The sequence below is a fragment of the Halorhabdus salina genome (assembly GCF_013839425.1).
Taxonomy (GTDB): Archaea; Halobacteriota; Halobacteria; order Halobacteriales; family Haloarculaceae; genus Halorhabdus; species Halorhabdus salina.
Genome location: NZ_JACDNP010000002.1, coordinates 147,416 through 171,313 on the forward strand (window position 1 = coordinate 147,416; position 23,898 = coordinate 171,313).

Below are 23,898 nucleotides of genomic sequence, written 5' to 3' on the forward strand. Positions count from 1 at the left end.
GGATCGGGGCCCCGACATCGATCGGTCCGCATACTACTGGGTGGCGTCGGCGACTTTACGCTCTCGTGTGGCGAGTTTCTCGGTCGCCTCGGTCACCAGCGCGTCGATGATCTCGGGCGTCGTCGGGTGGTAGGCCCGGTCGGGGATCGATCGCACGTCCAGCCCCATCTCGACGGCCAGTTGCATCGTCTTGGCCATCGCGTCGGCGTGATAGTGCAGGCCCTGATAGCCCAGCACCGTCCCGTCGCTCCCGACGACGAGTCGGGCGCGGCCCTCGGGGGCGTCTTTGGCTTTGAACACGCCGTCCTCGGCGGCCGCGGTGTCGACCGTGACGTGATCGATGCCGGCCTCGGTCGCCGACCGCTCGGAGTGGCCGACCCGGACGAACGGTAATCGACCGAGCCCCGAGAAGATCACGTGATGGTGGGTGGGCTCGGACGGTTCGAGCGCCTCGCCAGCGCGGTGCGCCCGGATGTTCGCGGCGGCGGTCCCGGCCTGTTCTTTTGCCACATGCAAGATCGGCTCGCGACCGTTGGCGTCGCCGACGACGAACACGCGGTCGTCACCCCGGGCCTGCATCGTGTCACTCACCCAGTCCTCGCCCGGGTCGAGACGCGTCGCGTCGAGGCCCAGCCCGTCGAGGGAGGGCTTACGGCCGGTGAAAACGAACAGGTGCTCGGCCTCGATGGTGGCCGCCTCGCCGTCGTGATCGACGGTGACCCGAACCCCGCCGTCGGTCGCCTCGACCTGTCGGGCCTCGGCGTTCAACAGGAGGTCCATGTCGAACGCCTCGCGGTAGTACTCGGCCAGGTCCTCGCCGAAGCCGTCGTCTGCCTCGGGTACCAGTTCGGGCAGGACTTCGACGCCAGTCACGTCCATGTCGGCCGCTTCGCTGAGATACGGTGCCAGCTCGAGCCCGACGTAACCCAGGCCGAGCACGATGGCCGAATCGCCGAACTCGGTCGTCTCGAAGACATCGGCGCTCGTTTGGATAGGTACCTCGTCGATACCGGGGATCGGCGGGACGTCGAGCGTCGATCCCGTCGCGACGACGACGTAGTCGGGTTCGATCGTCCGATCGCCGACCTCGATGACGCGGTCGTCGACGAACCGGGCGGTGTCGTGGACGAACTCGACGCCGTCGCGCTCGGCCAGTCCCTCGATTCCGTTGCGACGTCGGGCCGCCCAGTTACTGGTGTGTTCGTCTTTCCGGGCGACCACGGTCTCAAGATCCACCTCGGGCGTCCCCTTGAGGCGATCGTCGTGGCGCGCGGCGAAGCGATGTTCGGCCGCCGAAAGGAGTTCCTTCGACGGCATACAGCCTGCCTGAATGCACAGGCCACCGCCCGGGTCGCCATCGTCGATCAGCGTCAACTCGATGTCGGGCGCACTCGCGAGCCGCTTTGCGACCGCGCCGCCGGCGCTTCCGTAGGCTCCGATCACCGCAACATGGGTGCTCATACTCGTCCCGGAGCACGCGCCGGCAATAATTGTTTGGAATTCGTACAATACTAACTAACGATAATGTAGGATTTTAGCGGATGAAGGACTGGAATAGGCAGTTTCAACGGTTTTAATCGCCCCTCGGCCGTCGACACCGATATTCAGTATTCCAGATTGGGCACACAAACAGGCCCGTTTCGCCGAAAGGGTCTCCTCGCCCGGGTGAGTACTTCGAGGTGATGATCCGGCCGATCGTCGCCACGAGCCTCGGGATCGCGCTGATCGTCGAAACACTCGTGATCGTCGCGCTCGGCGTCAGCGCCCGGTGGCCGGACCACCGGGTCTGGCCGCCCGGGAGGCGCGACTGGCGGCTGTGGTTCTACTGGGGATCGGTCGGCGTGGTGGCAGTGTCACTGCCCATCGTCGCAGTCCTGACGGCGACTATTCGGGTCGAGGCGGCCCGAAGCTGGATCGCGATCGCGACGATTCTCTCGGGGCTGGCCGTCGCGGGCTGGGCCGCCCGGACGCTGCGGGTCGCGACGAGCGCCGGTCTCGCGGCCGACCTGCACACCGACGGCCCCTATCAGTACTCGCGCAATCCACAGCTGGTCGGATTCGCGCTCGCACTGACCGGCCTAGCTGTCCTGATCGACAGTCGGCCGTTCACAGCCGGTCTCGGGCCGACGGTCGTCTGGCTGTGGCTCCTGCCGCGGGCCGAAGAGCCCTGGCTCGAAACGGAGTTCGGCGACGCCTACAGAACGTATTGCGAGTCTGTCCCGCGGTTCGTGGGGGTCCGGTCGATCCGGCGGTTGCTCGAGTGACGACTCACAGCGTCCGAGCGACCTCGAAGCCCGACGCGATGGCGTCCTGAGCCTTGCCGACGGTCTCGGCGTCCCCGACGCGGTACAGCGGGACATCCAGATCGCTCGCCGCCTCCGCGAACTGGTCGTCGCTGCTAACGCCGGTCGCGAGAACGTAACGGTCGATAGCCTCCCAGTAGATCGTCTCGCCGTCGCGAGTGGCGACCGCCCGACCGTCTTCGACCCGCTCAAGGTCCGTCTCGCGGTTGATCTCTACGCGGTCGTCAGCTCCCAGGCGCTCGAGTAGCGGCCCCTTCTCGAGGTCGATCATGTCCCCGCCGAGGTTCGACTGGAGTTCGACGACGATCACATCGTTGTCGGCCGCCGCGAGGGCGTCTGCGGCCTCCAGGCCGACGTACCCGCCGCCGATCACCATGACGCGCTCTTCGATCGGTAGCCGCTCGGGGTCGAGAATCTCGACACCGTCCGGCTCGACCGAGTCGAGCCCGTCGATCGGTGGCTCCATCGGCTCCGAACCGGTCGCGACGATCGCGCCGTCGAAGTCCGCGAGGTCGGCCGGTGCTGCGGGTTCCCGCCGGATCTCGACGAGGTCGATCGCCTCGAGGCGCTCCCGGAAGTACTCGATGCCCTTCCGGAGTGGCTCCTTGCCGGGCGGAAACGGCGCATAATGGAACTGCCCGCCGAGTTCGTCGGGCTCGAACAGCGTCACATCGTGGCCACGGTCGGCGAGCGTTTCGGCAGCTGACAGCCCCGCGGGGCCGCCACCGACGGCCGCGAACGCGCGCGTCTCCGCGGCGGGTTCGATCCGGAGGTCGGCCTCCCGGCCCACCGCAGGGTTGATCACGCAACCGAGCCCCTCGCCGGACTTCACGCCGCCGAGACACCCGTCGTTGCAGGCCATGCACGGCCGGGACGGCCCCTCGACCACACCCAGGTACTTGCCGACGAAATCCGGATCGGCGACCAGCGGTCGGCCCACGGCGATCAAATCGGCGAGGTCTTCCTCGCGAATCGTCTCGATGTCCTCGAACTCGTTGATCCGGCCGACGGCCATCACGGGCACGTCGAGATCGTCCCGAAGATCGCCGGCGTACGCCCAGGGCCGCCCCTTCTCGGCGTACATGTGCTGGAAGAAGTCGGGCGGCTTCGCACAGATCGTCCCGACGGTGACGTGGACGGTGTCGACGCCATGGGCCTCGAGTTCGCCGGCCAACCACTGGGCCGTCTCGAAGTCGATCCCGCCCTCGACGCCGTCGTCTGCGGTCAGCCGAACCAGAATCGGCAGATCCGTCGCCGCCTGGACGGCCGCAAATACTTCGAGACCGAAGCGAGCGCGGGCCTGCTGACTCCCGCCGTAGGCGTCCGTGCGGTCGTTGACGGCCGGCGAGAGGAACTGCGCGACCAGGTAGCCGTGACCGAACTGGAGTTCGATCGCGTCGAAGCCGGCGCGTTCGGCCCGGTCGGCGGCGTCGGCGAACAGATCGATCGCCGTCTCAATATCGTCATCGTCCATCCGCTCGGGGGTGACGCCGGTCCGCTCACAGGAGGTCGCCGACGCCGAGTGGTGGACATTCCCCTCGATCTCCGGATTTGCCATCCGCCCAGGATGGTTGAGGTGGGCGATAGCCGCAGCGTCGCCGTCGTGGATCGTCTTCGTCAGCGTCGAGAGACTGGGTATTGCCTCGTCGGTATCGATTCGCAACTGGTTCGGTAACTCCCGCAGGCTGGGGTCCAGCGCGAGCGGTTCGGGCGTGATCGCGCCGACGTGATCGGCCCGGCGGGCATAAAAATCCCGGATCCGGTCGGTCACTCGACCCTCGGCGTCCCCGTAGCCGGTCTTGACGGGTGCCATCACGAACTCGTTGTCGAGCGTGCGGTCGCCGATCTCCATCGTGTGGGTATCGTTGGCGATCGACCACCATCAATATTGTTCCACCGCCCCAATACAATCGGCGGGTTGGTGGCCCCTCGCCCGCATGGAACGCGGCAGAAGCGTGGCGGTGAACGATTGCGAGTGTCAGAACGGGGCGTCGGCCCCACCGTCGTCGGCTGCGCCGGCCGGTTCGTCCGGGGCACTCTCCTCGTCCAGCCCGCTCCAGTTGTCTTCTTCCATCTCGAAGAAGTTCTCCCGAGTCTCCTCGTCCATCAGGACGAATTGGACGGTGATGTCGACATCCATACCCTCGAGGGCGTCCGCGAGCCCCCGAGCGAGCAGTTGCTTGATCTGGTCGGGAATCCCGGCCATCGGAATCGCCACGTCGATGGTGACCGCGGAGCCATCGACGCGCACGTCGTCGATCATGCCCAGTTCGACCAGCGTCGCGTCGATTTCCGGGTGCGTGACGTCAGCGATCGCGTCTTCGACGCGCTCGACTGTGATGTCTGAAGTCATCCAGTTTACGCTCGTCGATCCACAAGCAAAGCCGTTCCGATAGTATTCGACAGGTGTACAAGACTACTGTCGGTCGCCGGCTTCGGGGGTCGCTCCCTCTCCGAGGGCGGCCCGTCCGGCGTCGGTCACGACGTACTGAGCGGGCGTCTCCGCCGCCAGCGAGCAGGCGTCGCCCATCGGACAGGCCGAACAGCCGGTCGCCTCGCAGTCGATCCGTCGGACGTGTCCCTCCCGTTGCATGGTGTCGAGAATCCCCTCGACGACGTGAGACGGGCGGTCGAGGTCCGCTGCGATCGATTCGGGTGTGGCTCCAGCCTGGAGACGGGTCAGTACCGTCCGGTAGAGACTCACGGGCGCGTCACTCCCGTGTATCGCAGGGTGGCGAGCGCGAGCACAGCGAGCAGGACCGCCGGCGTATAGGGCGGTCCGAGCGCGGCGACGATCGCCTCTGGCGGCGCGATCCAGACGCCCGACCCGCCGGGAATCGCCCCAAGAACGGTCGCCAGCAAGTCACTCCCGGCGACGACCCAGATCATCAGGCTCGCCATGACGACAGTCGCCTGACTCTCTCGATCCGTGAGGCCCCCACTCGCCCCGGAGAGATACATCGCCCCGGCGGCCGTCAGGACGGCCCCGCGCCAGAGCAAAATCGATCCCGAGATGGTCACGACGCCGAGAATTGGTTCCGGGGTGCCGAGACCGACTCCACGGGCCATCACGATGACTCCGATGACCGTCGTAATGGCTCCGAGTCCGCCGACCGGGAGCGTGTCCCACCGCATGTCAGGCCACCCCCAGTGCGATGCCGATGAGACGCAACAGGCCACCCCAGACGAATAGCGCGGCCAGCAGCGTCGCGAGGGCCCCGCCGAGGACTTTGAGGACGCCGCCACTCTCGCGGCCCTCCTTGATGAGCATCGCGAACGTGGCGACACACGGGAAGTAGAGACTCACCATGACGACAGACGTGATCGTCTGGAAGGGCGTCATCGAGACGGCACTCAACTGGGCGACGGCGAGGTCTTTCCGCATGAACCCCGCGATCAGCGCGGGGACGGTCTCACCGGGCACGCCGAACCACCCCGACAGGACCGGGCGGAACGTGTTCGCGAGCCACTCGACCGCGCCGCCGAGATACAGCACGTTGACGACGGCGACGCCCAGCAAGACGAACGGGATCGCCGTCGTCACGAAGCCACGAACGCGCACGGAGAGTTTCGTCGTGACGTTGGCGACCCGAGGCTGTCGCATCGGCGGGATGTCGATGACGATGTCGGGGGCCGACCCGGGAACGAGTCGGTTCAGGACGGCCCCGAAGACGAAAAAGCCGGCGAGCAGATACAACAGGATGTAGCCCGTGTACTGAGGGATCAACGACAGCATGACCCCCAGTTGCGCACCACACGGAATGAACACCGACAGGAGCGTCATGGTCAGAAACCGCTGTTTCTCGGTTTCGAGCGACCGCGTCGCCGCGACACCGGGGACGTTACACCCGAAGGAGAGTACCATCGGGACGATCGCGAACCCGTCGAGGCCGATCCGGCGGAAGGCGGCGTCGAGCAGGACGGCCAGCCGAGCCATGTACCCCGAATCCTCCAGCACGGCGAGGATGGCGTACAGTGTGAGGATGGCCGGTAACACGACGCCGATCGCGACGAACAGGCCACTGGTGAGCACGCCGAACGCCTCGAAACTGTTCGTCGCCGTCGGATCGCCGACCACGAGGAAGTACAGCCACGACCCCTCCATCGGGAACGCCGACTGGAGCCACGGCAGCCAGTAGTCGTCGAACAGCGGGACGAAATAGCCGTCAGTGAAAAAGCCCGCCACAGCACTGAACACCGTCCAGACGCCGTAGAGTACAGCGACCGCGAAGGGTATCCCCGTGCGCGGCGAGACGGCAAGCCGACCGATCTGATCGGACAGCGACGCGTCGGTCTCTCTGTAGGACACCGTCCGAGCGACGATCGCATCGACGAGATTCCACCGCTGTCCGGTCCCGAGCGCGTTTTCCCCGTCCTCATCGGGCGTTCGATCGTCACCTCCCGTCTCGCCATCAGCAGGCGTTCGCTCGTCGACCGGCGGAGATGGGTCCGCAACGGCGATCGACGGTTCACTCTCACCTCCGTCGGGGCCCTCGTCCGCAACCCGTTCGAGGATCCGCTGAACCGATGGATTCCTGGCGTCGTCGAGTCGCGCCTGGAGAGCGTCGATGCCAGTTCCGTCGACCGCGATCGTCGGGACGACTGGGACGCCGAGCAACTCCGAGAGGCGATCCACGTCGATATCGACGCCCTCCCGGCGGGCCTCGTCGAACATATTCAGCGCGACGATCACGTCCCGGTCGCGTTCGAGGATCTCAACGGCCAGGTTGAGTCCGCGCTCGATCTGCGTCGCATCGAGGACACAGACGACCGTGGCCGCAGGGCTGTCTTCGAGCATCTCGACGGCGACCGCCTCGGCTCGATCGCTCGGCGACAGCGAGAACGTCCCGGGCACGTCCACGATCGGCACCGATCCGTCCGACCGGACCAGTTCGCTCTCGGTGTAATCGACCGTCGTGCCCGGATAGTTCGATTCGGTGATCGACGTGCCGGCGAGCCTGTTGAACAGTGCGCTCTTGCCGACGTTTGGATGCCGCATCAACAGAACGCGAGACGGCACACTCATCCTTCGGTCGCGACCTCGAGATCGCGGGCGTGGGCGCGACTCAGCGAGACCGTCGATTGACCGACGTCCACGACGACGGGCCCGCCAAAGGGGTGTTTCGAGCACACCTTGATTTCCTTGCCCCGCCGGACGCCCATCGACCGCAGCCGTCGGCGACCGCGACGGCCGACCCGCTCGACCGTCCCGGTCTCCCCGGCGTCGAGATCGACCAGTCGCTTGCAGACGCCGTCACCGCACCGGCGGCGACAGCGCTTTCGCTTCCGACGCCCGGTGCCTGCGGCCGACTCGTCCGACTGGGATGTGTGGTGATCCGTCACTTAGCCCCACCTAATTTCGGCGTACCAAAACTCGGTCGCAGGTTCAGGTAAATGTTGCGCTTTCTTTTATGACTCCGCGACAGTCTGGACCGGTCGCAGGTAGAACTGCTCGCCGCCGTACTCGCGTTCGAGGAGGTCGCCGCTGTCCAGGAGGGACTCGACGACCGCCCAGTCGGCGTCGTCACGGTCGAGCAGATCACGAAGGTCACGTTCGCGCATCGGGTGGACGGCCGTCACGCCCAGCACGTCGGCGCGAACGTCGCCCGTCGCCGCGAACTCCGGCCCCTCGGCACCGATGAGGTACTCGACGGTGTCGAGACGTTCGTCGAAGATGGCGTAGGCGGTCGCGAGCGCTCGCTCACCGGCGGGTTCGACCCAGTTTTCGTCCGGCGGTCGCGTCGGGACGGCGATGTAGGCCGTGTCCGGGTCGATCGAGGCGACCAGATCGACGGTGTCCCGAAGCGTCCGTTCGTCGTCGTTGATCCCATCGACCAGCATCGTCTCGGTCGTTAGCGTGCCGGAGAACTCCGCGGCGAACTGTCGCATGCCCTGCGTGATCGCATCGAACGAGAGCGTCCCGTTCGGGCGATCGATCTCGCGCCAGACGGCCGCCGTGCCCGCGTCGGCCTTCAGCGACACCCAATCGGCGGTCGCGAGGTCGGCGCGCACGTCGGCCTGGGCCACCAGCGACGCGTTCGTGATGACCGCAACGTCGATATCCAGTGCCTGCAGGCGCTCGATGGTCTGCCCGAGATTCGCGTCGAGCGTCGGTTCGCCGTCGGGAACGATCGAGAGGTAATCGATCGTTTCGCCGGCCGCACGGACCGCCTCGACGCGCTCGCGGACCGCTCCGGCCAGTTCCTCCGGCGAGTGGAACTCGCAGCGATCGGTCCCACTGGTCGTCGTCGGTCCGAGTTGACAGTACACGCAGGCGTACGTGCAGGTGTTCGGCGGGATGGTGTTGATCCCCAGGCTCTGGCCGAGGCGACGCGACGGAACGGGGCCATAGGCGAGGTCCATGCTGTGCACATCGGTCAGCCACCCCCCTCAATGCAACGCTCGGCGTCACGAGATCGACGAACAGACGGCGTCGGTCGGTTCGGATCGCGTCGTTCGTCGGCACACGAACGATGGAGCAGCCGAAACTGACAGATCGACGGGCGCGGCAACCAGAACCGACAAGGTGATCCGGAATCCTTAGTTTCATAAACAGATGTTGGTCTGTATCCCGAGTCTGGACGACGGATCGCTCGACGCACCGGTTTCCCAGCACTTCGGCCGTGCGCCGGGATATACGATCTACGACACCGAGGCGGATGCTGCCGAGGCGATCGACAACGACAGCGATCACAACGGCGGCCGTCGGTCCCCGCCGCAATTCATCGCCCAGACGGGGGCCGACGTGTTGCTGACCGGCAATCTCGGTCGGAAGGCGATCGAGCGCTTCGATCAGATGGATATCGACGTCTACTGTGGGGCCGAGGGGACAGTTCGCGAGGCGATCGACCAGTTCGATGCGGGCGCGCTCGACGAAGCGACGCCGGCATCGGGGTGCAGCGGCCACGACCACGATGACGGGCATGGGCACGGCCACGGTGACGGCCACGATGGCGGACACGGCCACAGCCACGATCACGGTGAGGGCCACGGCCACGATCACGGAGACGGCCCGGAAACGTCCACAGAATGACGACAGCCACCATCCTCGCGGACAACCGCGTCGGCGGGTCTCGACCGAAGGGACTGGGTGCGGAGTGGGGCTTTGCGGCCGCTGTCGGCGAGATCCTCTTCGACACCGGACAGTCGGGTATCGCCGCCGACAACGCCCGAAAACTCGATCGTGGTCCCTTCGAGACGATCGTCCTGAGTCACGGTCACTACGACCACACCAGGGGGCTCCCGGCGTTCGTCGACGATGCTGCAGAGATCTACGTCCACCCCGCCGCGTTCGAGCCCAAATACCACGGTGAAGAGTCGATCGGCCTGCCCTACACGCGCGAGTGGCTCGACACGCACGCCCGCATCGAGACTCACACGGAGCCAGTCGAGGTCGCGCCCGGAATCACCGCGCTGGGCGAGATCCCACGCGAGTACCCCGACAGCGCCACGGGCGAAATCGTCGCGGACGGCGAGCGCGTCGACGATCCCGTCCGGGACGACCAGTCGCTGGCCGTCGAGACCGACGACGGAATCTCACTCGTCCTTGGATGTTGTCACGCGGGCCTCCGGAACACGATCGCCCACGCCGAGGAGGTCTTCGACGCCCCCGTCCGGACGGTCGTCGGCGGGACGCATCTCCGGTCGCCCGATCCGGCGCAGATCGACGCTATCGTCGAGTGGCTCGACGGGCGGATCGACCGGATCGCGCCGACACACTGCACCGGTCACGACGCCGAACGACGCCTCGAAGACGCCTTCGGCGAGGACTACGTTCGCGTCGGCGTCGGCACCGATATCGACCTGTCGCGTTGACCGACAACCGGGCCGGGCGGGCTATCGAACCGGTAGTGTTCCCTGATACAGGAGAATCCCCGCACCGACGAAACTGACGACGCTGAAGATCTGCGTCACGATATCGCCACCAACCCATGCAGCAATCGGGTCGCTCGGCGAACGGGGTCGAACGCTCGATGGAACCCACCACGAATCTGTCCGGCTGGATCGTGGGGATCGGTGATCAGTGAACGATTCCTTCGAGATGCAGTTCGAGGTGATCGGCGTCGTCGGCGTCGTCGAGATCGATCCAGCCCACGTCCGCGTCGTCTTTCGTATCGAGGCCGTCGACGTACGGCTTGATGTCGAGGACTGGCGTCCCGTCGAACGCGTCGATCGCAGAGATGTCGATCCGACCGTCTTCGACGTCGAGGATTCGAACGACGCTCAGGCCGATGCCGTTCGGCCGATCCGGCGCTCGCGTCGCGAACACGCCGAGTGAATCGTCCTCGCGCCACGGCGGAGTGATCGACAGGTCGTACTCCTCGACGCGGTGGAGGTCGAACAATACGTACGCATAGCTGAACGACGCGAGACCGTCGGGGCCATCGGCGTACTCTGGTTCGAGTTCCACGGCGAACGCCGCGTCGTCCGGTTGTGGCTGGTATGGGGCATCTGTCTCGTATGGCGATCGAACGTATCCGATCGGGTCGTACTCGACCATGGTCTGAGGTTACGGACGTCGCTGCATAGGCTGTTCGGATCTCACCGGGCAGAGTTGCGTCCGATCTGCATTCACGCCTCCGTTCCCCAGTCGTGGATAACCGGGATTTCGCTGACGGTTCGGATACCGTGTGGTTCGCAGTGCCAGTCTCGGCCGCTGACACCATCGGAATTGCACGATAAATCGAGTGGCTCGACAGACGGATCGACCGGATCGCGCCCCCACTGCACCGACCACGACGGAGTCCCCGTGCGACAGAGAGAATTGCGCAGCTTTCACAACGGTGGGAAGGTTGATGGCGTCTCACTGTCAATCCAACAGCCATGTCCGACCCGTTCGTGATCGTCGGTGGCGACGCCGCAGGGATGAGTGCCGCGAGCAAGGCCAAGCGCGAAGATCCCGACCGCGAAGTTATCGTCCTCGAACGCGGCGAGTGGGTCTCGTATGGCGCCTGTGGCCTGCCGTACTACGTGAAAGGCGAGATCGACGACCTCGAGGACCTGGTGGCGATCCCGGCCGAGCGCTTCCGCGAGGAACGCGATATCGATCTCCGGACCGGCCACGAGGTGACGGCGATTGACCCCGAGGCGCGCACGGTGACGGTCTCGCCGACGGACGGCGAGCCGTATCAGGAGTCCTACGACGACCTACTGATCGCGACCGGCGCGCGGGCGCTGGACCCACCGATCGAGGGTCGCGATCACGAGGGTGTGTTCTCCCTCCAGACCATGGACGCGGGGCGCGAGATCCGGGCGTTCGTCGAATCGACCGATGATCTCGACAGCGTCGCCGTCGTCGGCGGCGGCTACGTCGGCATCGAGATGGCCGAGGCGTTCGACGCCCACGACCTCGACGTCTCGCTGTTCGAGATGCGCGAGCACGTCCTCCCGCCCTTTGGCCCGTCGGTCGGGGATCGCGTCGCCGCGGAACTGCGGGACAATGGTGTCACTGTCCACACCGATACGCGCGTCGAGCGGATCGCTGGCGACGATCGCGTCACCGGGATCGAGACTGAAGACGAGACCCACGACGCCGACGCGGTGTTGCTCGCCGCCGGCGTCGAACCACGGACCGAACTCGCGAGCGAGGCGGGCATCGAGATCGGCCCGACGGGTGCGATCGCGACCGATGCGGACGGGCACACCAGCCACGACGGGATCTACGCGGCCGGCGACTGCACGGAGGCGACCCACACCGTCACCGGCGATCCGGCCCACGTCCCGCTCGCGCTGACGGCCAACCGGGCCGGGCGGGCGATCGGTTCGACCGTCGGCGGCGATCCGATTCCGGTCGGCGAGATCGCGGGCACGGCCGTCCTGAAGGCCTTCGATCTGGCGGCCGGTCGGACGGGAGTCATCGACGAAGAGCGCGCCCGGGAGGCCGGGTTCGATCCAGCCTCGGTGACGATCACCGCCCCGTCGCGAGCCCATTACTATCCCGGCGGCGACGACATCGAGATTACGCTGCTCGGTGATCGTGAGTCGGGTCGGGTGCTGGGAGCCAGCATGGTCGGGACGGAGGGCGTCGCCAAGCGTCTCGACACCGTCGCGACGGCTCTCCACGAGGACCTGACTGCACAGGAACTCTCCTATCTCGATCTCTCGTATGCCCCACCCTTTAGCCCGACGTGGGACCCCGTGCTGACCGCCGGGAAGGTGCTTGCCAGCACGCTCGAGTGATTGCGTTCAACTCGTTTTTCAGGAGAAGACTGTCCTGAGAAACAGCCACCTGGTGAGGGAAGCCATCCGACGGGCACCAATAGTAATGCACAATAGAGACACAACCGATAAATACTATCCGGCAAAATCCACCGATGACGCTGACTCGGTTCCCGATTACGATGATCGATATACTGTCCGCTCGGCTGGATGACGTAGTGGCATCGCATCGACGACTCACCGACTGGCTCGACGCACGGATCGGCGATGGGCCGTCGACGTACAACGTCCCGCGAGACCCGTCAGAAGAAACCCGCCAGAAACGTCGCCGCCAGCTCGTGCTCGGTGCGGGGTTTCTGGGCCTGCTCGGCGCGGCGATTCTCTCACCAATTGTCGGCGCGCTCGCCGTGCTGGGCTGTATGGGCGGGGCCGTGGCCCTCGGCGTGACCCGGGGCCGGACCTGGTGTGACGGGGCCTGCCCGCGTGGCGCGCTCCTCGATCGGTATCTCCGGGCAGTCTCCCGACGCGTAGACGCGCCGGCGTGGCTCGCGAGTCCGTTCGTCCGCGCGACCGTTGGGGCCGCCATGCTGTCGGTGCTGACCGTCGGGCTGGCTCGCCAGTGGGGCGATCCGGTCGCGATGGTTGGCGTCGTCGCGCGCCTGCTGGTGGTCAGCACGGCGATTGCGCTCGTTCTCGGCGTGGCCTACCACGAGCGGGCCTGGTGTCTGGTCTGTCCGGCCGGAACCTTCGCCCGGATGACGAATGCCATCGGGCGACGCCTGGGCATCGATCGGCCCACCGTCCAGATCGATCCCGAGGCCTGCGTCGAGTGTGGCCAGTGCGAGCAGTCCTGTCGACCGCAACTCGATCCAACGGCCGCTGGCGGGGACGCGCTCGCGACCGACGGAGGGACGGAACCATCGGCCTCCGTCGATCACGGCGATTGTTTCCGTTGTGGGTACTGTGTGGAGACCTGTCCGACCGACGCCCTCGAACTGTCGGAGGGATCGCGATGAGCGAGCGGACCGTCATCGTCGGCGGGAACGCGGGCGGCGCGAGCGCGGCCGCTCGGCTGCGGCGGATGGACGAAGACCGCGAGATCGTCGTCTTCGAGCGCGGCGAGAACGTCTCGATCGGGACCTGCGGGATGCCGTACTACGTCGGCGAGACGATCGACGAGATCGATGATCTACTTGTCCAGACGCCCGAATCACTCGAAGCGCGCTTCGATCTCGACGTCAGAACGGGCCACGAAGTCGTGGACATCGATCCCGATGGGCACCGGGTCACCGTTGAGCACGACGGCCGCCAGTCCGTCGAACCGTACGACTCGCTCGTCCTCTCGCCCGGGGCCGAACCGGTGCGGCCACCGATCGACGGCATAGACGCCTGCCAGCGGGTCCACACGCTCCAGTCACTTGAGAACGCCCGCCAGATTCGAGAGCGCGTCGAGAGTGGGGCCGAACGCGCCGTCGTCATCGGCGGCGGGTATATCGGGCTCGAAGTGACCGAGAGTCTGACCGAAGCGGGACTTGACGTCTCGCTGGTCGAGATGGCCGACCACGTCATGCAGTCACTCGACTACGAGATGGCGGCCCAGGTCAACAACCACCTCCGCGACCAGGGCGTCGATCTCCATCTCAACGCTCGGGCCGAATCGGTCGATATCGCTGGCCCCACGACGGTCGAACTCGCTGATGGGACGAAGATTCCGGCGGACGTGATCGTCCTCGCGACGGGCGTGCGCCCGCGGACCGACCTCGCGGAATCCGCCGGCCTCGAGATCGGCGCGTCGGGCGGGATCGTCGTGGACGACCAGCTTCAGACCGCCGTACCGGACATCTACGCGATCGGTGACGCCATCGAGGTGCGTGACTGTGTGACTGGCGACCCCGCCCACGTTCCGCTCGCCGGGCCGGCCAACAAGCAGGGCCGGATCGTCGCCAACGTCCTCGGCGGGATCGAGGACAGCCAGGATTGTGTGCTCTCGACGTCGATCGCGAAGGTCTTCGAGCGGACCGTCGCGGCGACCGGGGCCGACGAAGACACCCTCGACGCGGCGGGGCTCTCTTTCGAGAAATCCTATACGTACTCGCGGTCTCACGCCGGCTACTACCCGGGGGCCGATCCGATGTGGATCAAACTCCTGTTCGATCCCGAGGACGGGGACCTGTACGGAGCTCAGATCGTCGGCGGCGAGGGCGTCGACAAGCGAATCGACGTGCTCGCGACGGCCATCGAGTTCGAGAAGACGGTCTTCGATCTTCAGGATCTGGATCTCGCCTACGCACCGCCGTATGGCTCCGGAAAAGACCCCGTCAACATGGCCGGCTTCGCCGCGGGCAACATCGTCCGCGGCGTCGTCGACGTGCTTCACTGGCACGATCTCGAGGACCTCGATCCCGAGGAGTATACTCTACTGGACTGTCGACCGCTCGAAGAGCGCCACGACGACGGCCAGATCTACGGCGCCGAGACGATACCGCTGGCCGACCTCCGGGAGCGCCTCGACGAACTGCCCGAGGACACGACGATCGTCCCCCATTGCAAGGCCGGCCTCCGATCGTACATCACCACGCGCATCCTGACCCAACACGGCCTCGACGCCAAGAACGTCGCCGGCGGCTACGCGCTCTACCGGGCGGCCAAACGTGACCGGGACGCTCGCGAATCGAGCGCGGAACTCGGGACCGTCTTCCGGTAGTTTCGACGGACGCCCCTCGTTCGTTTGTTGACCCGCTGGCGAACCTGTCGCGCTTCGAGGAGACAACTCATCCATGTGTCTTGATAACACGGCTGGAGCAAGTGTTATTAATCCCAAGGCCCATTTTACTAACAGAGCGCAGTCGGCACGATAGCACCGTCCCGTCTCGTCGATCTGTCACCCTGTCATCGATCGACCGCGTGGCATGCAGGATCGACTGGCCTCTCACACCATGACAGAGACACCCACTGAAACGACCGAATCGATCAGCCGGCGCAATCGAGTTGCGGTCGCGATCAGTCTGATCGCGCTCGTGGTCTTTCTAGCGCTCGTCGGCCTCGGGGCCACGAGCGGTCGCGAAACACTCACCGGCGTCGTCGTCTTCGGCTTTCTCGCCATGATGGCCGGCGTCGCGATCAGCTATGCGATCGCGTTCGACACGCCGACCCGACAGGTCTGGGCCTACGGGCTCGCCAGCGGTGCAATGCTTGCGAGTGCCGCGGCGTTGCTCGCGCCGAAGGCGATCGGCCGCGAGCCCGAAATCGGCGGGTTCGCCATCGCCTTCGGGTATCTGCTCGGATACGCCGGCCACGAACTCGGCCACCTCCTCTCCCATCGCGACCTCCCGCTGAACCTCGCCGTCGGCGAACTCACGCTACACGCCCTGGCCGCCGGGTCGATCATGGGCGTCCTGTACGGATCCTTGCCCGACCTCTCAGCACTGTTCGGGTTCGGGGTGCTGGCCCACAAGTTCCCCGCGGGATTCACGGGCTCAGAGTCACTCAAACAGTCGAACATTCCGCGAGCGGTCATGATAGTGCCCGCCGCCGCGGTGGCGATCGCAGCGATCCCGCTGTCGATCCTGACACCACCGCTGTCCGGGATCGTCCAGGCGGTCTTCTACGGCGTCTCGACGGGCGTGTTCGCTCACGTCGCCATCGACATGTTGCCCGAATGCTCACACGTCGGCTCCCACGCCGAACAGAGCGGGCACGGGACGATCCAGTGTTCACGCGATATCGATCGCATCCGACAGTACGCCGTCGCGAGTACGCTGTCCGGGGCAGGGGCCATCCTCGTCGTCTGGCTCTCGCTCGCGATGGCCTGACGCGCCGGTATCATCGTACGTCCACTTCCAGATCCCGTCTTCAACAAGACATTCCGCTCCCGAAGTCGCTACTGGCCTTCGCCAGGTTCCCTGGATCCCGTGAGCAGAAGTGTCCCGTGATTTCAATGATACAAAACTAAGATTATGGATTCGAAAACATTCCATTGTTTTTCGGAATCGAAGCTTTTACTATTGTGAAGACAGTACAATATAGTGTAATGGAATCCGAGACAGAGACTGCGACTGGAATTCCGTTGATCGGCGACGAATTCCCGGATCTGGCGGTCGAAACGACCCACGGAACGCTCTCACTGCCCGACGACTACGAAGGCGAGTGGATCGTCCTGTTCAGCCATCCCGGAGACTTCACGCCGGTGTGTACGAGTGAGTTCGTCGCCTTCGAGGACCGCCGTGAGGCGTTCGAAGCACGCGACGCCAACCTGATCGGGCTCTCGGTCGATCGCGTCCACTCCCACCTGAAGTGGGTCGACTGGATCGACGAGGAGATCGGTGTCGAGATCAAGTTCCCGATCATCGCCGACGAGAGCGGACGGGTCGGCGAGCAACTCGGCATGATCCAGTCCGGTGCCGGCACGAGCACTGTCAGGGCCGTGTTCATCGTCGATCCCGAGGGTGTCGTTCGCCAGGTGCTGTACTACCCCGAAGAGATCGGTCGCAACATCGACGAGATTCTCCGGTCGCTTGATGCTCTCCAGCACAGCGATAGCGAAGGCGTCGCAACGCCCGCGAACTGGCCCGAGAACGAGCGCTTTGGCGATCGTGTCCTGCTCCCGCCGCCGGGCACCCGTGAGGATGTCGACGCCCGTGAGGCCGAGGCCGACGCCGAGGGCTACGAGCAGTACGACTGGTGGTTCACGCTCGCCGAACAGTAATCTATTCTCGGTATTAGCCGTCAGCGCAGGGGCCACTGAGTGATTTTCGTGAGGAACACAACCCAATTACAGATCACTCTGGACATCGAGAGCGACCAGTTCGTCGATGTCGGTACTGATCTGTTGAATCCTCGCTGTCTGCTGTTCGTTTGCGGCCGCGATCGACTCCGCTTCGCTCGCGACGCGTTCGAACTCTTCGGCCGTTTCGTCAACCATGCTGGCGATCTCTTCGGAACTGGCCGCCTGATCGTCCGTCGCTTCGGCGACTTCGGTGACTCCGTTCGAGACCTCCCCGACGACACTCGCGATCTCTTCGAAGGTCTCGCCCGAACGCTGGACCTTCGTGGCCCCTTCGCGCAGGATGTCGTTCGTTTCGTCGAGGCTCTCGACGGTTTCGGTCGTGTTCGTCCGAATCTCGGCCACGATCGATTCGATCTCGGCTGCTCGCTGCTGTGATTCTTCGGCGAGGCTTTTGACTTCGTCTGCGACGACTGCGAAGCCTTCACCTGCTTCACCGGCCCGTGCGGCCTCGATCGAAGCATTCAACGCGAGCATGTTCGTCTGGTCGGAAATGTCGTTGATCACCTCGACGAGTTCGTCGATTTCCCGAATACTCTCGTCGAGCTCACTCACGTTTTCGGAGGCTCCCTGAGCGGCCGCTTCGAGGTCGTCCATGAGGGCAATCGTTTCCTCGGCCTCGCCGGCACCCTCCTCCGCTTGGGATTTCGCCCGTTGACTGATCGATTTGACGTCGTCAGACGTCGCGGCTATCTCTTCGACTGTTGCGCTCAGCGAGGACACCTCGTTCGAGACCTCCGTGACGGATTCCAACTGTTCGGACGTCCGTGCGCTGATCTGCTGTGAACTTTCGGCGACTGACTCCGAACTCGTTTTCAACTCGTCGACGGCGTCTTTGATGCTCTGGGTCGTCTCTTTTTCCGTCGAAATATCACGGAACGTCTCGCTGATCGCGACGACATCGCCGTGCTGATCGTGGATCGGGCGGACGACCAGTTCGGTCGGGATGACACGACCGTTCGCGTTTTCCTTTCGGACTTCGACGCGGATTTCGTCTCGCCCCTCGTCGACGATCTGTTTGAGCGTGCAGTTGTCAGTGCCACAGACCTCCGGATTGCAGAGCTGATCGTAACAATCGATATCGTCACTCCCTTCGGCCTCGACACCTCCCATCGCTTTCATCTGGGCGTTCTCGACGACGACGTTGAACTCCAGATCGATGATCCGCATGGCTGCCCCCGTCGATTCCATGACTGCCCGGAGGTTGTTCGTGAGAATGTCCCACAGTTCGTCGTCCGGCACTGAATTGCCCCCGACGATCTCCTGGGTGTGATCTTCGCCGCCAGCAGCGCTGCCCTGAATTTCAGCCATGAGAATATAATGATTCCGCACACCTGTAAACCCTCCTGCCCATACGCAGTCTGATCGCACTACTATGGGGCCAGACAGGAACTGACTGTACTCATGACCGTTCGCGCACCAATCGTTCGAAGGCATCGAACACCGCGTTCGCCCCAGCAGTTTTGGCGTGGTGCTGTGGTGTGATCGACTGCTGGATCGCATCGAGGCGGTCGTCGGGCAGTTCGTCCGCTTTGTTCTGAACCACCCAACGGGCGGTCTCGACGTCGTACTCCGGGTGGAACTGGACACCGAGGGCGTTCCGGAGGCGAAACGCCTGGATCGCCTGGTCGTTGTCCGCGAGTACTCTGGCATCGGTGGGGAGGTCGGTCACGGCATCGGAGTGACTCTCGAAGGCCAGAAACCGCTTGCCTGCGCCCTCCAGGAGTGGATCGGGCGCGACGCGTTCGACTGTCGCGTAGCCGAGTTCGTAGTCGTCCATGGGCCCGACCCGGCCCCCGAGCGCACGGGCGAGCAACTGGTGGCCCCAGCAGATACCCAGCACCGGGACGCCGGCGATCACCGCGTCTTCGACCCACTCGGCCGTCCGCTTGATCCACGCTCGATCGTCGTAGACTGCGGTCTGGGAGCCGGAAATGACGACTCCGTCGGCATCCCAGTCCTCGCCGGTGGGATCTGGCGGGAGATGACCTTCGCTTACTTTGTGGGCCGTCTGTGGGAGATCGAGTTCCCGGCGGACGTTGCGCTGTGCGGGTGTCTCGCCGATCGAGGCGTCCAGCAGTGTGATAGTCGGCTCGCCGTTGCGGTCGGGACTCATCGATCCCCCGTCATGGATCGACTGCTTCGGCGGCCGAAAGGGCGTCCCGGCCGCCCTGGGCGAGTGAACTCGTGTCGAACGCCGCGCGTTCGATCAGCCCGCCTTCGCGCAGATCCGCGACGACCTCGTAGATCCTGCCCAGATCCGCCTCGAGGTCGAGCGCGAGTTCCGCCGGCATGCAGCCGTCCGTCTCCGCGAGTCGTCGCAGGATCGCACGCTCTGTCTCGCTGAGATCGTCCCGTGCCATGGTTGTTTGTAGTTCTCCCAAGACTATACGTATAGAGTGGCCAAAAGTGCTCGGTTGGCCTGGGGGAGCGCCCCCACTTGCTCGCTCCGATCGGGCGCAAAACGCCGAAGGTCCGACAGTACGGGCCCGAAACGGTGCCGACAGCACTCTCGCCACGGCGGCGCAGACTCACAGATCGATTTCCAGAGAACCCGCCACGTCAACCGTTCTCACCAGTTGGATACTAGCAAAAGGGCTATGTCGTGGAGTCGCCTTGTGATAGTATGGCACAGGAAACAGGCCGACGTGGCGGCGAAAGCGCCGGCGGGTGTCGTCGCGGCCGTCGTCGAGGGGGTGGCTGTCGCGGTCGCGTCCGTGACGAGAACGGACAGTTCACCGATGAAATCGACACCGAAGAGGTGCTCGCGGTGTTCGATGCCGTCGAGGGGCCCATCGTGACGAGCACGGATGTCGCAGACGTCCTGGGGATTACCACGGAGTCGGCTCGACAGCATCTAAACGCGTTGGTATCAGCGGGGACGTGTCGTCGACGCAAGACCGGCAGAACGATCGTTTACTGGAGAGTCACCGAACATGAGAGTGAGTGATCAAATGGTCGAGGTGCCGGACACCGATACTCATGCCATCGTCGACGATCTGACACCCGCCGAGGGGCGATACCTCTGTGGCGTCCTGTACGTAACGCTGGTGGACACCCCGCCGGTGAGCAACCGCGACCTCACGGACTATCTCGACGTGAGCGGCGCCAGCGTCACGGGAATGGTCGAATCGCTCGCCGAGACGGACCTCCTCGAACACGAGCGCTACCGCGGTGTCGAGCTGACCGACCGTGGCGAAGCCGTCGCCCGGGCTGTGCTGTGGCGGCGGTGTGTCACTCAGCAGTTCTTCGAGAAGGAATTCGGCTTCTCGCTGTCGAACGAGCAGGCCTACCAAATCGCGATCGAGTTCGACCGCGATCAGGTACGAAGCGTCGGCGATCGTGTCGAGCAACCGTGTGAGTACAATTGTGAGGCGACAGATCCAGCGGACTGTGACGTACTGGAGGCGTCACGACCCGATCGATGACGGTTGGGCGTCGATCGGACTGACTACTTCGCATACGAACGGACTCTCGTACCCTCGGAACCGGCGAGAACTGGGTTCGACGGATTGGATCCCATTCGTTGACGATCTGAGTATCATTGCTTTCGTCGGCAACCGGCCGTCATCACTCACTCATCACAAACTCGAACCGTGCACCGCCGTCCGTTCCCTCTGTCACGGAGACCGTCCAGCCGTGTGCGTTCGCGATGTCGGCCACGATCGAGAGGCCGAATCCCGTACCGCCGTCGCTGTAGGTGACGCCGTGTTCGAACACCTCGTCCCGTCGCTCCGGCGGGATGCCTGGCCCGTCGTCCTCGACGTAAAACCCACCGTCGTCCAGTGGCCCGACCACCACGGCCACGTCCGGGCCCCCGTGTTCCACCGCATTTCGGAAAAGGTTCTCAAAGAGTTGCGTCAGGCGACCGGCGTCACCGGCTACCGTCGGGACATCCGCGGACACGTCGAGTGACGCGCCGTCAGTATCGACGTAGCCCCACGCTTCCGTCGTGAGCGCTTCGAGGTCGATCTGTTCGGTATTCTCGATGGTCGATTCCCCGCTCGCGAGCGTAAGGAGGTCCTCGATGAGTCGCTCCATGCGCTCGTGTGCTGACCCGATCCGGTCCAGATACTCCAACTCGCCCGTCTGTTCGATAACCTCCTGAAACCCGATTGCGACTGAAAGCGGGTTCCGGAGGTCGTGGGCGACGACGCTTGCGAACTCGTCTAAGCGTTCGTTCTGGCGCTTCAGTTCCGCTTCGCGGCTCGCTCGTGCGAACGCCGCCTCGACGGTCGACCCGAGGATCCGGAACAGGTCGACGTCCGCGTCGGCGAACTCCCGCTTCGTGACCGACGCCGCCGACAGCACCCCATAGTCACCGACCGGAACCAGTAGCTCACTACTGAGTCGAGTCTCGGCGTTGTGGAGAGTGTTCACAGCCGAAAGGTCGTCGTGAACCTGGACCTCTCCCGCCTCGAACGCGTCCCAGGCGAGACTCTCGCCAGGCGCGAACCGCGGGGCTTCGCCGATCACGTCCCGTGCAGCGTCGCTCTCGGCGAGCGGGACGAGTGCATTCGCCTGCTCGCTGTATTTCCAGATGGCTGTGACATCGAAGCCGAGTATCTCGACGATCGCCTCGATGGCGAGGTCGCCGATCTCCTCGTCCGACTGGGCGCCAGTGAGGCGTTGGGCAGTCTCCTGGAGCGAGCGGAGTTTCCGCTCCAGTCGCTTCTGGGCGGAGATGTCTTCGAGGACAGCGAGGACGCTCGTAATTTCCCCATCGGGACCTTCGATCGGGACGACCGAGAGCAGGGCCTCCAGTTCCGTGCCGTCTTTCCGTTCGCGTTGGACCTCCTTGCCGCGGATACGGTCGCCGCCGAGGGCTCGCTCGCGATGTGAGCTGAATTCACTGGCCTTTTGCTCGGGTATGATGGGGTTTGGCTCGCCCAGCACCGCCTCGCGTGACCACCCGAACATCTCTTCGGCACCCTCGTTCCAGCGAATGACGGTCCCGTCGGTGTCGATCTCCATGACGGTCAGCGGGGTCGCTTCGATCAGCGACTCGAGTCGCTGGTTCGTGGTTTCGAGCGCCCGCTCGCGTTCGACTTGTTCGGTCACGTTCCGGGCAATACCCACGATACGGACGAGCTCGTCGCCGACGATGACTGGTGCGAGACTCGTGTCCCAGAACTGGGCGTCCTCAGCGATAGCCAACTCTTCACGATACGAAATTGGCTCGCCGGCCTCGACACAGCGGCTGTAGTTGGCGTGCAGTTCCGCACCACGTTCCTGGCCAAAAACGTCCCGCGGTGTCCGACCCTTGACCTCCTCGGTCGAGAGCCCGGTCTGTGTCTCGTAGCCCGGACTGAGGCGGGCGAACTCGAATCGGGGCTCCTCGCCCGATGTATCGACGTCGAGCAGGAAGATCGCGTCCCCAGAACTGTCCAGCAGCGCCTCGTACTCCCCGGCGAGTCGCTGGTGTTCGTTCTCGCGCCGTTTGCGATCCGTGATATCGTTCTGGATCGCGACGTAGCCGGTTATCTCCCCGTCGCGCTCGAATGGGGCGATCGTCTGGTCTGCGACGTAGCGCTCACCGGATTTCCGATGGTTGATGATCTGCTCCTGCCAGACTTCTCCCGCAGTGATCGTCTCCCACAGCCGTTCGTAGTACTTCTCGGACAGTTCGCCCGATTTGAGAATCCGTGGGTTCTCGCCGAGGGCTTCCTGTTCGTCGAACCCCGTTACTGCCTCGAAGGCCGGGTTGACGTACTCGATCGTCCCGTCAGTGTCCGTGATGAATATCGCGTGGCCAGCGTGTTCAACGGCGTTTTCGAACCGTCGTCGCTCCCGTTCGCGCTCCCGTTCGTCGGTGATGTCCCGGGAGAAGACTGTCAGCCCGTCGTCGTCGGGAAAGACCCGGACTTCGGCCCAGTAGTCGAAGGGCTCGCCGACCCGCTGTTCGAATGATACCGACTCACCAGTCTCCATTGCGGTCCGAAATCTGTCTTCGATCTCCGTGTCGACGATCGACGGGAACTCCTCCCACAGCGTGGTTCCGATGACTGACTCCGGATCGCGCTCGACACGATCGGCCATCGTGTCGTTCATGTACTCGATGCGCCACTCGGTGTCGACGGCATAGATCGCGTCCGTGGTTCGTTCGAGCGTCCGCTCGAAGCGTTTGGAGACTGCTTCGGCCAGCTCCTCTTTGCGGGCGGCCTCGACGAGCGTCCGGACACGCCGGGCGAGTACCTCGAAGTTGTTCTGGTCGGCATGGAGCGGGATGTAGTCCGAGACGCCCGCCTGCGTCGCTTCACTCGCAACCTGTTCGTCACCCTGTCCCGTGAAGATGATCGTCGGGAGTTCGTGGCCCTCATCGGTCAGCGTCCTGAGTAGCTCGATCCCCGAACTGTCCGGCAGCGAGTACGACGTGACGACACAATCGACTTGCGAGGTGGCCAGTCGATCGAGCGCGCTCTCGGCCGTCCCGACCGTCGTGACCTCGAAGTCGGGCGCTATCGTCCCGAGTTTCGTTCGGACGAGTTCCCGAAACCCCTCGTCGTCGTTGACGTAGAGAACGTGAATCCCTTCGTCACCGCCGTCGTCCGTCCCGATCATTGTGGTCAGTAAGTGTCGGAGGGTTATGAATCGTCTCCGTCAGTTCTTGTTCGTGATACTTCGATTGCGTGCCACAGTCGGCTTTCGGTCGAG

Annotated in this window: 23 protein-coding genes and 1 pseudogene; 10 read left to right on the top strand and 14 right to left on the bottom strand. The window is 64.6% G+C overall.

Annotated features, from left to right (window positions below):
* Positions 1 to 33 precede the first annotated feature (33 nt).
* A complete protein-coding gene (locus HZR20_RS03425) occupies positions 34 to 1,461 on the bottom strand; it encodes a dihydrolipoyl dehydrogenase family protein (protein WP_181685192.1) in 1,428 nt (475 codons plus the stop codon).
* 221 nt (positions 1,462 to 1,682) lie between these two features.
* On the opposite strand from HZR20_RS03425, the gene HZR20_RS03430 reads away from it, so the two are divergent.
* The gene (locus HZR20_RS03430) at positions 1,683 to 2,264 is read left to right on the top strand and encodes a methyltransferase family protein (protein WP_181685193.1); all 582 of its coding nucleotides are present in this window, start codon (positions 1,683 to 1,685) and stop codon (positions 2,262 to 2,264) included.
* A 4-nt stretch (positions 2,265 to 2,268) separates the two neighbouring features.
* Here HZR20_RS03430 and HZR20_RS03435 read toward each other — a convergent pair whose 3' ends face one another.
* From HZR20_RS03435 to HZR20_RS03465, 7 genes are all read right to left on the bottom strand, one after another.
* Entirely contained in the window at positions 2,269 to 4,155 is a 1,887-nt protein-coding gene (locus HZR20_RS03435) for an oxidoreductase (RefSeq protein ID WP_181685194.1), read from the bottom strand.
* Between the two features lie 126 nt (positions 4,156 to 4,281).
* Entirely contained in the window at positions 4,282 to 4,656 is a 375-nt protein-coding gene (locus HZR20_RS03440) for an iron-sulfur cluster assembly protein (protein WP_181685195.1), read from the bottom strand.
* A gap of 63 nt (positions 4,657 to 4,719) precedes the next feature.
* A complete protein-coding gene (locus HZR20_RS03445; protein ID WP_181685196.1) occupies positions 4,720 to 5,007 on the bottom strand; it encodes a hypothetical protein in 288 nt (95 codons plus the stop codon).
* A complete protein-coding gene (locus HZR20_RS03450) occupies positions 5,004 to 5,438 on the bottom strand; it encodes a hypothetical protein (protein ID WP_181685197.1) in 435 nt (144 codons plus the stop codon). The genes HZR20_RS03445 and HZR20_RS03450 overlap by 4 nt, the downstream gene beginning before the upstream one ends.
* Position 5,439: 1 nt before the next feature.
* Entirely contained in the window at positions 5,440 to 7,329 is a 1,890-nt protein-coding gene (gene feoB / locus HZR20_RS03455; protein WP_181685198.1) for a ferrous iron transport protein B, read from the bottom strand.
* Positions 7,326 to 7,646 carry a FeoA family protein gene (locus HZR20_RS03460; protein ID WP_181685199.1) on the bottom strand — a complete coding sequence of 107 codons (321 nt, stop codon included), beginning with the start codon at positions 7,644 to 7,646 and terminating at the stop codon, positions 7,326 to 7,328. Before HZR20_RS03460 ends, feoB begins: the two co-directional genes overlap by 4 nt.
* A 66-nt stretch (positions 7,647 to 7,712) precedes the next feature.
* Entirely contained in the window at positions 7,713 to 8,666 is a 954-nt protein-coding gene (locus HZR20_RS03465; protein WP_181685200.1) for a radical SAM protein, read from the bottom strand.
* Between the two features lie 193 nt (positions 8,667 to 8,859).
* Between HZR20_RS03465 and HZR20_RS03470 the strand changes: the two genes are divergently transcribed.
* Positions 8,860 to 9,336 (top strand): NifB/NifX family molybdenum-iron cluster-binding protein, encoded by a 477-nt coding sequence (locus HZR20_RS03470; protein ID WP_181685201.1) that lies wholly within the window; start codon positions 8,860 to 8,862, stop codon positions 9,334 to 9,336.
* Positions 9,333 to 10,118 carry an MBL fold metallo-hydrolase gene (locus HZR20_RS03475; protein ID WP_181685202.1) on the top strand — a complete coding sequence of 262 codons (786 nt, stop codon included), beginning with the start codon at positions 9,333 to 9,335 and terminating at the stop codon, positions 10,116 to 10,118. Before HZR20_RS03470 ends, HZR20_RS03475 begins: the two co-directional genes overlap by 4 nt.
* A 205-nt stretch (positions 10,119 to 10,323) precedes the next feature.
* On the opposite strand, the gene tsaA is transcribed toward HZR20_RS03475, so the two are convergent.
* Positions 10,324 to 10,803, bottom strand: a complete 480-nt coding sequence (gene tsaA, locus HZR20_RS03480; protein WP_181685203.1) for a tRNA (N6-threonylcarbamoyladenosine(37)-N6)-methyltransferase TrmO — start codon at positions 10,801 to 10,803, stop codon at positions 10,324 to 10,326.
* Between the two features lie 323 nt (positions 10,804 to 11,126).
* Here tsaA and HZR20_RS03485 point away from each other — a divergent pair, with 323 nt between their 5' ends.
* From HZR20_RS03485 to HZR20_RS03505, 5 genes are all read left to right on the top strand, one after another.
* Positions 11,127 to 12,482: an FAD-dependent oxidoreductase gene (locus tag HZR20_RS03485; RefSeq protein ID WP_181685204.1), complete on the top strand. Its 1,356-nt coding sequence runs from the start codon at positions 11,127 to 11,129 to the stop codon at positions 12,480 to 12,482.
* A gap of 197 nt (positions 12,483 to 12,679) precedes the next feature.
* Entirely contained in the window at positions 12,680 to 13,477 is a 798-nt protein-coding gene (locus HZR20_RS03490; RefSeq protein ID WP_181685205.1) for a 4Fe-4S binding protein, read from the top strand.
* Positions 13,474 to 15,165: an FAD-dependent oxidoreductase gene (locus tag HZR20_RS03495; RefSeq protein ID WP_181685206.1), complete on the top strand. Its 1,692-nt coding sequence runs from the start codon at positions 13,474 to 13,476 to the stop codon at positions 15,163 to 15,165. The genes HZR20_RS03490 and HZR20_RS03495 overlap by 4 nt, the downstream gene beginning before the upstream one ends.
* Positions 15,166 to 15,397: 232 nt before the next feature.
* Positions 15,398 to 16,273, top strand: coding sequence for a ZIP family metal transporter (locus HZR20_RS03500; protein WP_181685207.1), 876 nt, complete (start codon positions 15,398 to 15,400; stop codon positions 16,271 to 16,273).
* 218 nt (positions 16,274 to 16,491) lie between these two features.
* A complete protein-coding gene (locus HZR20_RS03505) occupies positions 16,492 to 17,166 on the top strand; it encodes a peroxiredoxin (RefSeq protein WP_181685208.1) in 675 nt (224 codons plus the stop codon).
* A gap of 66 nt (positions 17,167 to 17,232) precedes the next feature.
* Here the strand turns inward: HZR20_RS03505 and HZR20_RS03510 are convergent, their stop codons facing one another.
* The 3 genes from HZR20_RS03510 to HZR20_RS03520 all read right to left on the bottom strand — a co-directional run bounded on the left by HZR20_RS03510 (position 17,233) and on the right by HZR20_RS03520 (position 19,607).
* Positions 17,233 to 18,555 carry a methyl-accepting chemotaxis protein gene (locus tag HZR20_RS03510; protein ID WP_181685209.1) on the bottom strand — a complete coding sequence of 441 codons (1,323 nt, stop codon included), beginning with the start codon at positions 18,553 to 18,555 and terminating at the stop codon, positions 17,233 to 17,235.
* A 91-nt stretch (positions 18,556 to 18,646) separates the two neighbouring features.
* On the bottom strand, positions 18,647 to 19,360 hold the full coding sequence (locus HZR20_RS03515) for a type 1 glutamine amidotransferase (RefSeq protein WP_181685210.1): 714 nt from the start codon (positions 19,358 to 19,360) through the stop codon (positions 18,647 to 18,649).
* 10 nt (positions 19,361 to 19,370) lie between these two features.
* Positions 19,371 to 19,607: a hypothetical protein gene (locus HZR20_RS03520; protein ID WP_181685211.1), complete on the bottom strand. Its 237-nt coding sequence runs from the start codon at positions 19,605 to 19,607 to the stop codon at positions 19,371 to 19,373.
* A 263-nt stretch (positions 19,608 to 19,870) separates the two neighbouring features.
* Between HZR20_RS03520 and HZR20_RS03525 the strand changes: the two genes are divergently transcribed.
* Both HZR20_RS03525 and HZR20_RS03530 read left to right on the top strand, forming a co-directional pair.
* Positions 19,871 to 20,194, top strand: coding sequence for a FaeA/PapI family transcriptional regulator (locus HZR20_RS03525; RefSeq protein WP_181685212.1), 324 nt, complete (start codon positions 19,871 to 19,873; stop codon positions 20,192 to 20,194).
* Entirely contained in the window at positions 20,181 to 20,672 is a 492-nt protein-coding gene (locus tag HZR20_RS03530) for a metal-dependent transcriptional regulator (protein ID WP_258560331.1), read from the top strand. Before HZR20_RS03525 ends, HZR20_RS03530 begins: the two co-directional genes overlap by 14 nt.
* 142 nt (positions 20,673 to 20,814) lie before the next feature.
* Here the strand turns inward: HZR20_RS03530 and HZR20_RS03535 are convergent, their stop codons facing one another.
* Positions 20,815 to 23,082 (bottom strand): PAS domain-containing sensor histidine kinase, encoded by a 2,268-nt coding sequence (locus HZR20_RS03535; protein ID WP_374057582.1) that lies wholly within the window; start codon positions 23,080 to 23,082, stop codon positions 20,815 to 20,817.
* 21 nt (positions 23,083 to 23,103) lie between these two features.
* Positions 23,104 to 23,805 (bottom strand): annotated as a pseudogene (locus tag HZR20_RS14765) (response regulator); the annotation flags it as partial.
* Positions 23,806 to 23,898: the final 93 nt, after the last annotated feature.